This window comes from Bacillus sp. 007/AIA-02/001, from assembly GCF_004634455.1.
GTDB lineage: Bacteria > Bacillota > Bacilli > Bacillales > Bacillaceae_G > Bacillus_A > Bacillus_A cereus.
On the sequence record NZ_SEIY01000009.1, the window covers coordinates 86,039 to 99,355 of the forward strand.

A 13,317-nucleotide genomic window follows, 5' to 3' on the forward strand; every position below is an offset into this window, starting at 1 on the left:
TTATTGTTTTCCATTATTTTTTCTTGTATATTTTAAGTGAGGTGATTGCATTGAACGGCTTTGAAAGAGTAAAAGAAAAGAAAAAGCGTGCCATTAAAGAAGCAGCATTCTTATTATTTTCAGAACGTGGATTTAATGAAGTGAAAATAGAACATATCGCAAAAGAAGCAAACGTTTCTCAAGTTACAATTTATAATCATTTCGGAAGTAAAGATGCGTTATTTAGGGAGCTTATACAAGAATTTATCATATCTGAATTTCAATATTATAAAGAGCTTGCAGAAGAAAAATTACCTTTTCATGATATGATGCAAAAAATGATTGTAAGAAAAATGAATACTGGCGGATTATTTCAACCTGATATGTTACTACAAATGATGCAAAGGGACGAAGAACTCCGTAAGTTTATTTATAGTTATCAAAATGAAAAAATCCTACCCTGGTATTTAGAAATATTAGAACGAGCTCAGCGCAAAAACGAAATTAATCCACACCTTACTAAAGAAATGATGTTACTTTACATTCAAATGTTTACAAAATTAGGTGATGAATTTGGAGCACAACTTCTTGAAGGAGATCGGGAAAAACATATAAAAGATATCGTTACGATGTTCTTCTATGGTCTTTCTGTTCCACAAAAGTAATTTTTCTAAAGAACAAATAAAATCACCAAAAAGCCCTTTGGATATTTAAATCGCAAGGGCTTTTTCATATCAAAAAATGACTAAAACTAACTTTATCTTAAAGAAGTTAAATGCTGCTTTATAGATAACACCTTATTATAGATTAACTCTTTTAGCATGACAGGCTGAATTGAAATAATCGTTTCACCAAAATTTAGAAAATAACTTGAAATAAACTCAACTTCTTGCTTGTTAAAATAGCCTGTTATACTATAATTTTCATTTTCTTTTTGTATCCTCATGGAAGGATAATTCTCTTTATCAAAAATGTCCTTTCCTTTTTGATTAACAATGACGCTAAAATCAATTGCATCAGGTTTTCTGTGAAAGTTTGTAAGATAACTTAATAGTTCTTCAAGATTTTTTGAATTCGTGTTGCTTGTTTCCTCAATAGAAAGAATTTTATCACATCTAATTATTTGAACACCATTTGTCTCAAAATTAAAGATTTTAGCATACCACTGGCCAAATTTAGATTCGATTCGAATAAATTGGGCGACCAATACTTTCTCCTCATCTTTTTTTAAATATGTTAAATAATAAACTCGCTCAGCAAAAATCCCCTGTAAAATTTCTTTTAAGAACGGACTAAAATTACTATGATTTGTTACTTCAAAGGAAAGCGTTCGTTCCATAATCGAAATATTTTTACTCACATTATCAGGTAGTACATGTTTAAATTTATTTTCAAGCGCAATACTTTCTATATTAAATGGTTTTGTCTTGTATCCATTTAGTGTAAGAATCGAAAAGTATAACGCATACATTTCATCCACACTAAAATAAATTGGCGATAACACACTATTTTCTATAATTTTATAACTTCCATTTCTACCTAGTTCAGAATATATGGGTACACCTATTTCTTCCAATGATTGAATATCTCGTAAAGCTGTACTTTTAGAAATATCATATCTAACCATTAAATCTTTTAAATTAAAATATCTTTTATTATTTAAGAAAATAAGCATGTCATTTATTCGTTCAGTTTTTTTCATATTTCCCTCCCAAAAAGGTATCATGTATTGAAACCTTTTTAGTCTATATTATAATTATTAACTAATAAAGGAGTTGTGAATTTATGACATTAGAAATAGCTATTTTTCTCTCAATGAACGGGCAAGCAAAGGAGGCGATTAACTTTTATACACGTAATTTAGAAGCCAAAAAATTAATGATTGTTACGTATGAAGAACTGGCGAAAAGAGATCGTTCTTTTAAAATTACAAGTGAAAATAAAGATCATATTGCTCACTCTGTTTTACAAATTGGGAATACAAAGCTAATGATAGCAGAAGATACAATGAATACTAATGAACGTTATAACGTTGGAAATAACATGTCACTTTGCATTCAAAGTGCTAATTTAGAAGAAATACAAAGGTTTTATAATAATTTAATTTCCGATAAGCATGTGAAAATAATCTCTCCGCTAGAAAAAAATATATTTAGTGAAGCATATGGTATTATTGAAGATCCTTATGGCATACATATCCAATTAATGTATGATAAACGACTAAACTAAATAATTAATCATATTCACATATTCCTAATAAAAAGACACGAATTTCGTGTCTTTTTATTTTATAGAAATGACTCTACCTTTTTCACTGCTTTCAATCGCTAATTGAATCAGTTTAATAACATCTAAACCTTCTTTTGCTGTTACAGGTAGTTTCTCACCATTTAATATACTATCTCGTACACCTTTATAATAATTGTCATAACAACCGACTTCTGTTGGAATACGCTCTAAGCTTTCTTCTGTTTCTAAAGTAGCAAAATTCTCTTCATCGTCTACTCCATAACCGTTATCACCTGGCTTCATTCCATTTTTTAATTGCTCTTCCTGCGAATCCATACCGTACTTCACGATAGAACCTTTCTCTCCATGCACTATAAAATGCGGTCCAGCTTTTTTCACATAACTGCTACTACGTAAAATGACACGTTTAACTCCGTAATGAAGTACTATGTGGAAATAATCATCCACCTCTGCACCTGGTCTTTGTTTTATTACATCTGCACTTATCGCATCGGGTTTCCCGAATATTGATAACGCTTGGTCAATTAAATGCGATCCTAAATCGTATAATATACCGGAGCCTGGTAGATTTTTTTCTCTCCATCGATCACGTACATGTGGACGGAAACGATCAAAATTCGATTCATATGCGTATACATTCCCTACTCTGTTTTCTCCTAACAATTTCTTAATTGTTAAGAAATCATTATCAAAACGACGATTATGATATACGCTTAACATTATATTATGCTGCTCTGCTAATGAAATAAGCTTTTCCCCTTCTTCAATTGAGACAACAAATGGTTTTTCTACAACAACATGCTTACCGTTTAAAATTGCTTCTTTTACATATGGAAAATGAGTTGTATTAGGTGATGTAATAACAACTAAGTCAACATCAGCTCGCTTCACCAATTCATCAATTGTACTAACAACATTAGCATTTGGTAATGTTTCTTTTACTACCTCTTCTTTTGAGGATAATACAGCACGAATATCATATTCTTCTATCGTTTGTAATAGTGGGATATGAAATGTCGTACTAGAAAAACCAAATCCTACAATCCCTACACCTATTTTTTTCATGTTGCCCCTCCATTTGTCCCGCTTTAACAGGCAGTAAGATTCCTAACCAAAAATTCAGCGAAAGCTAAGGAATTAGGTGAGAAATCAACTGCTTGTTAAAGCCCGATTGGTTCAACTAATAATCAGTGTGGATAAAGAAAATCCCCATTGATTAAAGTTTCACTTTATGAGAACGATTTCATTCAGTTATTATAACAAGATTATTATTATTTACATAATAAATTGCCTAGAAAAAAGCATCTTGCTATTATTCATAGCAAGATGCCCTCTTTATTCTGGTCTTTTCTTCGTCCACGTTTCTACTACTTCACCAGTATCATTAACATCTAGCACTAGGCTACCATTACTATACCGGTCTTTATTTCGATACGCTTTCGGATCAATCTCTTCTACAATGTTTTTCTCTGTCTTCATGTAAACTAATTCATCGTCCCGAACAATTTCAATACCGACAATGCGGTACGGATTACGTTTTAATTCTTTGAAAATAACAAGACCTCGTTTCGCCCTCGTTGATTTTTCAATTTCTGATGCTTTTAGACGTTTTACAGCACCGCGCTGTGTTACGAGAATAAGTTGATCTTTGTCACCATTTAACGGTTTACCAGAAGCGACATAGTCATCTTCTTTTAAATTAATTGCTTTCACGCCAGCAGCTCTTACACCGACTGGACTTACTTCATCTTCATGGAAAATAAGTGCATATGCACCGTGTGTAGCAAGAACGATATCACTCGTTCCATCTGTCGCAAATATATCGACAACTTCATCATCTTTTTTCAAGTTTACAGCAACGAATGCCCTTGAATAACGCTGAACTTTATATTGATTTAATTCTGTTTTCTTTATCATACCATTTCTTGTTACAAATACGATAAATCGTTTTTCTTCCTCAAAGTTCGGTACAACCGTTGCCCAAATGATTGTTTCATCCCGGTCGAGTGAAACGATATTAGCAACGTGCTGACCTAAATCTTTCCAACGAATATCTGGCATTTCGTATACTGGCAGATATATATAGTTGCCTTTATTCGTAAATAAGAGGACTGTCTCTGTCGTATTCGTATCGAATCGTTCAAGTAAGATGTCACCCTCTTTCATACCGAAGTCTTTGCCATTTGAGGCATTATGTGAGCGCCATCCAGTACGTTTCACATATCCTTCTTTCGTTACAGTAACGATGACATCTTCTTGTGGGATCATCACTTCTACATCGATTTTAATTTCCTCGATTTGATCTTCAATAATTGCGCGTCGATCATCACTATATGTTTTCTTAACTCTCTTTAAATCTGTTTTAATTACTTGAAGTAATCTTTTTTCACTTTGTAAAATTGCCTGTAGCTCAATAATTTTCTTATTAAGCTCATCTGCTTCTTCTTGTAACGCCGTAATGTCTGTATTCGTTAAGCGATATAATTGCAAGGAAACAATTGCTTCTGCCTGTGCTTCTGTAAAGCCAAATTTTGCACTTAAATTATCTTTCGCGTTACGTTTATCTTTTGAAGCTCGAATTGTTTCAATTACTTGGTCTAAAATCGATAATGCTTTCTTTAAACCTTCTACAATATGTTGACGATTTTCTGCTTTTCTTAATTCATATTGCGAACGTCTCGTAATAACCTCTTTTTGATGTCCAATATAAGCATCTAAAATTTTCGGTAATGTCATAAGTGTTGGACGACGATTATTGATCGCTACCATATTAAAGTTATATGGAATTTGCAAATCTGTATTTTTATATAAATAATTTAAAATACCTTCGGCGTTTGCTTCTTTCTTTAATTCAACAACAATTCGTAAACCAGTACGATCTGTCTCATCACGCACTTCAGCAATACCATCTAACTTTTTATCTAGACGTAATTCATCCATTTTCTTTACAAGATTTGCCTTATTCACTTCGTAAGGAATTTCAGTGATTACAATTTGTTGTTTCCCACCGCGCACTGTTTCAACTTCTGCTTTTCCGCGAATAATAATTTTACCTTTACCTGTTTCATACGCCTTTTTAATACCATCAATCCCCTGAATAATACCGCCTGTTGGGAAATCTGGTCCTTTCATAACTGTTAATAAATCATCAACAGTACTATTTGGCTTATCAATACGCATCATTGTAGCATCAATAACTTCTCCAAGATGATGCGGAGGAATTTCTGTTGCATAACCAGCGGAAATCCCTGTAGATCCGTTCACTAATAAATTCGGGAACGCTGCTGGTAATACAACCGGTTCTTCACTCGTATCATCAAAGTTTGACACGAATTCAACTGTTTCTTTATCAAGATCACGTAATAATTCAGATGCGATTGGTGATAAACGAGCTTCCGTATAACGCATCGCTGCCGCTGGGTCCCCATCAACACTACCGTTATTACCATGCATTTCAACTAAAACATTACGTACTTTCCAAGTTTGGCTTAAGCGTACCATTGCTTCATATACAGAGGAATCTCCATGTGGATGATAATTACCGATAACATTACCTACTGTTTTAGCTGATTTACGAAACGCTTTATCATGTACATTACCTTCTACATACATAGAATATAAAATACGTCTTTGTACTGGCTTTAAGCCATCACGTGCATCTGGAAGTGCACGATCTTGAATAATATATTTACTATAACGTGCAAAACGATCACCTAACACGTCTTCAAGCGGGAGGTCATGAAACTTCTCTGCTTGCATGTTATTCCACCTCCGTCTCCATAATCATTTCATTTTCTAAAATATTTCCTTCTTCTTGCATACCAAACTGTACATTACGTTCAATCCATTTACGGCGCGGTTCTACTTTATCGCCCATTAATGTTGTAACGCGACGCTCTGCTCTTGCTGCATCATCAATTTTCACGCGAATTAATGTACGCGTTTCAGGATTCATTGTTGTTTCCCATAATTGATCCGCATTCATTTCACCAAGTCCTTTATAACGTTGTAACATATAGCCTTTTCCAACTTTTTTCGTTACACCGTCTAATTCCTCGTCTGACCAAGCGTATTCAATTACCTCACTCTTACCTTTTCCTTTACTTACTTTGTATAAAGGAGGAAGTGCGATAAACACTTTACCAGCTTCGATAAGTGGCTTCATATATCTGTAGAAGAACGTTAATAACAATACTTGAATATGAGCCCCATCCGTATCGGCATCGGTCATAATTACAACTTTATCGTAGTTAATATCTTCAACATCAAATTCATTTCCTACACCGCCGCCAATCGCATAAATGATTGTATTAATCTCTTCATTTTTAAAGATATCAGCAAGCTTTGCTTTTTCTGTATTAATTACTTTACCACGTAACGGTAATACGGCCTGGAAACGTCGGTCTCGTCCTTGTTTCGCAGAACCACCGGCAGAGTCACCCTCTACTAGGTACAGTTCATTTTTTTGCGGGTTACGTGATTGTGCAGGTGTTAATTTCCCGCTTAACGTACCTTCTGATTTTTTCTTTTTCTTACCACTACGCGCTTCTTCTCTTGCTTTACGGGCTGCTTCACGGGCTTGTGCTGCTTTAATTGCTTTTCTCACAAGAAGTGTAGCTACATCAGGATTTTCTTCTAAAAAGTATGCTAAATGCTCAGATACAATGGCATCAATTGAAGAACGCGCTTCACTTGTACCTAGTTTCCCTTTCGTTTGCCCTTCAAACTGAAGCACTTCTTCTGGTACACGTACCGAAACGATAGCCGCTACACCTTCACGAATATCTGTGCCTTCTAAGTTTTTATCTTTTTCTTTTAATAGTGCTACTTTACGAGCATACTCGTTAAACACACGCGTCATCGCTGTTTTAAATCCAGCTTCGTGTGTTCCACCATCTTTTGTACGTACGTTATTTACAAACGATAAAATGTTTTCTGAGTAGCCATCGTTAAATTGAAATGCTAGTTCTGCTTCAATTCCATTTTGTTCACCAGTGAAATATACAACTGGATGAATGGAATCTTTTTCTTCGTTTAAATATGAAACGAAAGCTTCAATTCCCGTTTCATAATGAAATACATCCTCTAAATCATTTCGTTCATCTTTTATTGAGATTTTCATTCCTTTTAATAAGAATGCAGATTCACGTAATCTCTCACATAATGTTTCATAATTATAATTTGTTGTGCTGAAAATCGTTGTATCTGGTTTGAAATGCATCGTAGTACCAGACTCTTTCGTCTTCCCGATTTTCTCAAGCGTCGTTACAGGAACACCGCCATTTTCAAAGCGTTGTTCGTAAATATTTCCGTCACGCTTAATCGTTACGACTAACCATTCTGATAAGGCATTTACAACCGATGCCCCAACACCGTGCAAACCACCACTCGTTTTGTAACCACCTTGACCAAACTTACCACCGGCATGAAGTACAGTTAAAATAACTTCAGGTGTAGGTTTCCCAAGTTTATGCATTCCCGTAGGCATTCCTCGCCCTTTATCTATAACGCTAATACTATTATCTTTATGTATTACGACTGAAATTTCGTCGCCAAATCCCGCTAACGCTTCGTCAACGGAGTTATCTACTATTTCATATACTAAATGATGCAATCCACGGCTGTCCGTGCTCCCGATATACATACCCGGGCGTTTTCGAACGGCTTCAAGTCCTTCTAACACTTGAATCGCATCTTCATTATATTGGAACTGATGCTTCGCCAAACTCCTTGCCCCTTTCCTAATCCAAAATCAGAACATATGTTTCTATTATAGAATAACGCCTCGACTATAGTTTTGGCAAGTTATCTTATCTCTTTTATATACCATTTTCAATAGAAAAATCCTTGTTTTCTCACAAGGATTCCTCTAGGCTACTATTTCAGAAAAATAATCGTTTGTCAACGAGAAATGGATATGTATTCCAAGATTACACATTCCAAACCTTTATTATGATCCAAATGATCAAGATCCAAAATGGGATTACAAATAACAACCCCCAAAAACAGCCTTTAAAAAATCTCATGATGAACACCTCGTTCATCGGCCCTACTTATCTATAATGAGGGCTGAATCAATCTTTCTACCTTTAAATCTATACTATTTTGTCATCGCATGTTCTACTTTAATACAACGATCCATTATTACAGTATAGTCTTTTTCTTTTAAAAATTTGTATGTATCCTCATCTTGTACTCCTAATTGTGCCCAAAAAACATCTGCATCAATCTCTACAAATTCTTTTGCAACATCCATTAAAAACTCTGAGCGACGAAATACATTTACTATGTCAACGTGTTCCTTAATATCCTTTAGTGAAGAAACTGCCTTTTCTCCAAGCACCTCATCTACTGTTGGATTAACTGGAATAATGCGGTATCCAGCATCTTGCATTGCTTTTGAAACCATATACGATGTACGTTCTGGCTTATCTGATAATCCAACAACCGCAATTGTTTTGCTTTTCTTTAACACTTCACCAATTTCCGTACGAGTTGGGTTTTCAATTGTCATAATTAATCCCTCCTATTCCTTTAGTATAGCCGATAAAGAAAGTCTCTTTCAATATGAAAGAGACTTTCTTTTATTTCGATTATTGATTCTTTGTAGCTGAATTATCTGCTAAAGTAGCCGATTTCGTCATTTTTTGACCGTTACGGTAGAATGTAACTTCTACTTTCTCGCCTACTTTTTTCTTTTCATATAAATATTTACGGAATTGAAGCGCATTCTCTACTTTTTGATTATCTAATGCTACTACAATATCATATTGCTCTAAACCAGCTTTTTCAGCCGGTGATATTGGGTAAATTTTACCTAATACAACACCATTCGTTACTTCTTTCGGTACTTTCAATTGATTGACTGCATAAGCTTGCACATCTTCTAATGAAACGACACCTACTCCAAGCGCTGGACGTTTCACTACTCCGTCTTTTTCAAGTGATTCAATAACTGGCTTTGCGATATTAATTGGAATAGCAAATCCAATTCCTTCAACTTCTTGTTGTGCAATTTTACTTGAGTTAATCCCAATTATTTCACCATTTTGGTTAAATAATGCACCACCACTGTTACCAGGGTTAATCGCTGCATCTGTTTGAATAACTTGTGCTTGCCAATCTGGTCGTTTATCGCCATCAATATCAACTGGAATTTCACGTTCTTTACTACTGATTATACCTTCCGTTACACTTCCATCAAAACCTAGTGGGTTACCGATTGCAATTGCTTTTTCACCCGCGCGGATTTTACTTGAGTCACCTAAAGTTGCAACTTTATTCACATTAGCCCCGTCAATTTCAACAACAGCTAAGTCTAACCAAGGATCTTTCCCTACTAACTTTGCATCTACCTTTTTACCATCACTTAGTTTTACAGCAAGTTTATTTGCACCATCTACTACGTGGTTGTTTGTTACGATATATGCTTTATTCCCTGCTTTTTTATAAATAACACCTGATCCTGAACCAGCTTGTTGTTCTTGACCTGTCGGTTGCATTGCAAATGGATCAACACTTTGTTGCATATTAATAACACCTACAACAACATCTTTCGCCCCTTCAATCATACCAGGTAAATCAGTTTCATTTTTCGCTTTATTTACAACAGGAACTACAGTACCTTCTACTTTTGAATCCGAACTAAATGATGATACTGGCGCTCCATTATTTTGAGCCCATGGCATATATGGTGCTGCAAAACTAATCGAAACCGCTCCGACTACAGCCCCCACTAAACCTGTGAAGAAATAGCCTTTTTTACTACCTGATTTTCTCACTTCTCTCGTTTCACTATGCTCTTCATTTAAATTTGGTCCGTCGTAATATCCCATGTTTTATTTCCCCTCTCTGGTAAATTCGTATTTTCAGTATAGTCACGTTTTGTGTCCTTCTTGTGAACTCATCGTGAAATCTAATTAAAAAAATACTCCTATCTAACATTGTAGACAAAAAAAGTATTTTTTGTACATTCTACCTTCAAAAGAGAGTATAAAATCGCCATTTCCCTAGGCTAAATTACACAAATCGTTCTAGATTATTCTTCAAATTTATAACCAACTCGAATAACAGTACCGATATGCTTCGCTTTATCTCCTAGCTTATTTCGAAGTTTTTTAATATGGGTATCAACCGTTCTGTCATCACCGTAATAGTCATATCCCCATAACTGATCTAATAAATGTTGACGTGATAACACGATTCCTTTGTTCTCCATTAAATACACAAGAAGTTCAAATTCTTTATGTGTCAATATAATTTCTTCTCCATCTACTAAAACAGTTCTAGATAGACGATTTACTTCTATTCCAGCTAAAGACATAGCATTTTCTTCCGCTACTCCTACCGCACCATCCGCACGTTTCAATAACGTCTTTGCGCGAGCTACTAATACTTTCGGGCTAAATGGTTTCGTTACATACTCGTCTGCACCTAATTCGAAACCTAGCAATGTATCATCCTCATCCGAACGTGCTGTCAACATAATAATTGGTACTGCTGATTCTTTTCTAATTCTTCTACAAACAGACCATCCATCTATTTCCGGTAACATAATATCTAACATAATTAAATCAATTTCATGCTCTGCAAATAACTCTAACGCTTTTTTTCCATCTTCTGCTTCGATTACTTCAAAGCCTTCATTACGAAAATAATCACTAACAATTTCACGTAATCTTCTTTCATCTTCAACAAGCAATACTGTTTTATTCATATAATCTATCCCGCCTTTTTACTCTTTCAATCGAATAATACGTTGATTGGAGCTTCCGCGAAATGGAAGTGTTAAATCTTTTTTCTCAATTTCAAACCTTCCATCGACTAAAACATCCCCATAATGTAACAACTCTATCATATCATTATTTTGAGAACTCTGTATCTCTTCTAACGTATAACCTGTATACATCCATAGGTTTTTTTTCAAATCTTTCACGATTTTTGCTACCTTTTTCACTTCAGCAGCTTGAAAAAATGGATCTCCACCTGAAAATGTTACATCAGTTAATGGATTACTTGCAATCTCTTTCACAATTTCTTCTACTGTCATTTCCGTTCCATTGCAAATATTCCACGATTTCGGATTATGGCAACCAACGCAACGATGCGGACAGCCCGCAAAAAACACGACTGTCCGCAATCCTTCTCCATCTACTACACTATCATGAATAATATTCATCACTTTCATTTATGTTTCACCCGATCTATCTCTTCACTACGTTTCGCACTATTCCACTTCGACATATCTCCTACAAGATAGCCTGTTATACGGCGAATTCTTTCTATATTAGCCTCATCTTTATTCCCGCAACTTGGACATTCATTCCCAATAACCCCGTGATAACTACAGCACTTACAACGGTCAACAGGATGATTAATTGAACCGTATCCAACGCCATGTTCTGCCATGGCTTGTACAATTTGTTTTAATGCCTTTTTGTTATGCATTGCTGCTCCATCTAGTTCAATATAAGTAATGTGTCCTCCATTACAGAGAGCGTGGAACGGGCCTTCTAAACGGATTTTATTTATCGCTTGAATGTTATAATAAACTGGAATATGGAATGAATTCGTATAGTAATTATGGTTCGTTATACCGTTAATTTCACCAAATTCTTCTCTATCTTTTTTCACAAACTTCCCTGATAATCCTTCTGCTGGAGTTGCAATTACTGAGAAATTCAGTTGATGTTCTTCTGTCGCTTTATCCATTCTATCTCTCATAAAGGAAATAATTTCATACCCAAGTTTCCATGATTTTCCATCTTCTCCATGATGCTTTCCTGTTAAAGCTACTAAACATTCCGCAAGACCGATAAAACCAATACTTAACGTCCCTTGTTTTAAAATCGAGGCTACGGAGTCTTCAGGCTGCAACGTTTCTCCACCACGCCATACACCTTGTGAATATAAAAACTGAAAATCTCTTGCTCGCTTCGTACATTGATACGCATATCTTTCTAATAGCTGCTTAATTCCTAAATCTAAATAATAGTTTAGCGCTTCAAAAAACGCTTCTTTTGAACCACTAATTAACGCTAATTTCACTAAATTAATAGACGTAAATGATAAATTCCCTCTACCAATCGCTGTTTCTTCTCCATGTATATTAGACATAACACGGGTACGACATCCCATGTAACATACTTCACTTTCTGGTCTTCCATCATAATGTACTGCATTAAACGGAGCATCTAAAAATGAAAAGTTAGGGAACAATCGTTCAGCCGTTGTCTCTAATGCTAATTCAAATAAATCGTAGTTCGGATCACTTTCTTCAAAATTCACACCTTTTTTCATCTTGAAAATTTGAATCGGAAAAATCGGTGTCTCTCCTTTACCAAGTCCAGCTTGTGTCGCTTTTAAAAGTTGTTTAATTAACATTCTTCCTTCTTTTGATGTATCTGTTCCGTAATTAATAGAAATAAACGGTACTTGTCCTCCGCCCCTACTATGCATACTATTCGAATTATGAACGAAAGCCTCACACGCTTGATACGTATCATTTTCCGTTTCTTTCCATGCGAATTCTTCTATTTGTTCTTTCGTAAGCGGATATGATTGTAATCGTTTTTTATGTCTCTCAATTGTTTTTCGTACATAAGGTGCTAAATCAATATCAAAGAGTGCAAACGATTGACCACCATGCTGCATATTTTGATTCGCTTGAAAAATAATAGACGAAAGAGCCAATGCACTTTTAATGTCTTGCGGTTGTCTCATATGTCCATGTCCAGTATGAAAACCGTTAGCAAGCATTTGCGCTAACGGAATTTGTGAACAAGTCGTCGTTCCTGTTGCATAAAAATCTAAATCATGTGGATATAATATATTTTCATTTATCGCTTTTTTCACTTGATCTGACAATAAATTCTCAACAGCATAATATTTTGCACTCTCAGATGCGAACGTTCCCATTACGCCCATTGGAGAGCGGCCGTCTACATTTGCATTTTCTTGCATCAAATCTTGTTCATTGCCGTGGACTATTGTCTCAAACACTTTCATTAATTCTTCTTCTCCACGTGTATTATTTTGTAACATTTATAACCCTCCACCAATATGTTGTTATCTTTTGATTAAAATGTT

At 35.1% G+C, this 13,317-nt stretch carries 11 protein-coding genes; 2 read left to right on the top strand and 9 right to left on the bottom strand.

Annotated elements, in window-relative coordinates:
• Window positions 1-41: 41 nt before the first annotated feature.
• Entirely contained in the window at window positions 42-644 is a 603-nt protein-coding gene (locus tag ES895_RS17975; protein ID WP_002005560.1) for a TetR/AcrR family transcriptional regulator, read from the top strand.
• A gap of 92 nt (window positions 645-736) precedes the next feature.
• Here ES895_RS17975 and ES895_RS17980 read toward each other — a convergent pair whose 3' ends face one another.
• The gene (locus tag ES895_RS17980) at window positions 737-1,705 is read right to left on the bottom strand and encodes a helix-turn-helix transcriptional regulator (RefSeq protein WP_069605212.1); all 969 of its coding nucleotides are present in this window, start codon (window positions 1,703-1,705) and stop codon (window positions 737-739) included.
• A 59-nt stretch (window positions 1,706-1,764) separates the two neighbouring features.
• On the opposite strand from ES895_RS17980, the gene ES895_RS17985 reads away from it, so the two are divergent.
• Window positions 1,765-2,208, top strand: a complete 444-nt coding sequence (locus tag ES895_RS17985) for a VOC family protein (RefSeq protein WP_135238543.1) — start codon at window positions 1,765-1,767, stop codon at window positions 2,206-2,208.
• A gap of 54 nt (window positions 2,209-2,262) precedes the next feature.
• On the opposite strand, the gene ES895_RS17990 is transcribed toward ES895_RS17985, so the two are convergent.
• From ES895_RS17990 to ES895_RS18025, 8 genes are all read right to left on the bottom strand, one after another.
• A complete protein-coding gene (locus tag ES895_RS17990; protein WP_000719771.1) occupies window positions 2,263-3,294 on the bottom strand; it encodes an oxidoreductase in 1,032 nt (343 codons plus the stop codon).
• Between the two features lie 270 nt (window positions 3,295-3,564).
• On the bottom strand, window positions 3,565-5,988 hold the full coding sequence (gene parC / locus ES895_RS17995; RefSeq protein WP_001147463.1) for a DNA topoisomerase IV subunit A: 2,424 nt from the start codon (window positions 5,986-5,988) through the stop codon (window positions 3,565-3,567).
• Between the two features lies 1 nt (window position 5,989).
• Window positions 5,990-7,954 carry a DNA topoisomerase IV subunit B gene (gene parE, locus ES895_RS18000; protein ID WP_001062202.1) on the bottom strand — a complete coding sequence of 655 codons (1,965 nt, stop codon included), beginning with the start codon at window positions 7,952-7,954 and terminating at the stop codon, window positions 5,990-5,992.
• A gap of 375 nt (window positions 7,955-8,329) precedes the next feature.
• Window positions 8,330-8,743, bottom strand: a complete 414-nt coding sequence (locus ES895_RS18005; RefSeq protein WP_000151387.1) for a CoA-binding protein — start codon at window positions 8,741-8,743, stop codon at window positions 8,330-8,332.
• 79 nt (window positions 8,744-8,822) lie between these two features.
• Window positions 8,823-10,064 carry a S1C family serine protease gene (locus tag ES895_RS18010; RefSeq protein ID WP_000542641.1) on the bottom strand — a complete coding sequence of 414 codons (1,242 nt, stop codon included), beginning with the start codon at window positions 10,062-10,064 and terminating at the stop codon, window positions 8,823-8,825.
• A gap of 203 nt (window positions 10,065-10,267) precedes the next feature.
• Window positions 10,268-10,945 carry a response regulator transcription factor gene (locus ES895_RS18015; protein WP_001044679.1) on the bottom strand — a complete coding sequence of 226 codons (678 nt, stop codon included), beginning with the start codon at window positions 10,943-10,945 and terminating at the stop codon, window positions 10,268-10,270.
• Window positions 10,946-10,963: 18 nt separating this feature from the next.
• Window positions 10,964-11,416, bottom strand: coding sequence for an anaerobic ribonucleoside-triphosphate reductase activating protein (gene nrdG / locus ES895_RS18020; RefSeq protein ID WP_000867078.1), 453 nt, complete (start codon window positions 11,414-11,416; stop codon window positions 10,964-10,966).
• Window positions 11,413-13,272, bottom strand: coding sequence for an anaerobic ribonucleoside triphosphate reductase (locus ES895_RS18025; protein WP_097863037.1), 1,860 nt, complete (start codon window positions 13,270-13,272; stop codon window positions 11,413-11,415). Before ES895_RS18025 ends, nrdG begins: the two co-directional genes overlap by 4 nt.
• Window positions 13,273-13,317 lie beyond the last annotated feature (45 nt).

Bases quoted from the DNA above. Each gene is read 5' to 3' on its own strand.
- ES895_RS18025 (WP_097863037.1), bottom strand. From the start codon at position 13,272: ATGTTACAAAATAATACACGTGGAGAAGAAGAATTAATGAAAGTGTTT.
- parC (WP_001147463.1), bottom strand. From the start codon at position 5,988: ATGCAAGCAGAGAAGTTTCATGACCTCCCGCTTGAAGACGTGTTAGGT.
- nrdG (WP_000867078.1), bottom strand. From the start codon at position 11,416: ATGAAAGTGATGAATATTATTCATGATAGTGTAGTAGATGGAGAAGGA.
- ES895_RS18015 (WP_001044679.1), bottom strand. From the start codon at position 10,945: ATGAATAAAACAGTATTGCTTGTTGAAGATGAAAGAAGATTACGTGAA.
- ES895_RS17980 (WP_069605212.1), bottom strand. From the start codon at position 1,705: ATGATACCTTTTTGGGAGGGAAATATGAAAAAAACTGAACGAATAAAT.
- ES895_RS17985 (WP_135238543.1), top strand. From the start codon at position 1,765: ATGACATTAGAAATAGCTATTTTTCTCTCAATGAACGGGCAAGCAAAG.
- ES895_RS17990 (WP_000719771.1), bottom strand. From the start codon at position 3,294: ATGAAAAAAATAGGTGTAGGGATTGTAGGATTTGGTTTTTCTAGTACG.
- ES895_RS18010 (WP_000542641.1), bottom strand. From the start codon at position 10,064: ATGGGATATTACGACGGACCAAATTTAAATGAAGAGCATAGTGAAACG.
- ES895_RS18005 (WP_000151387.1), bottom strand. From the start codon at position 8,743: ATGACAATTGAAAACCCAACTCGTACGGAAATTGGTGAAGTGTTAAAG.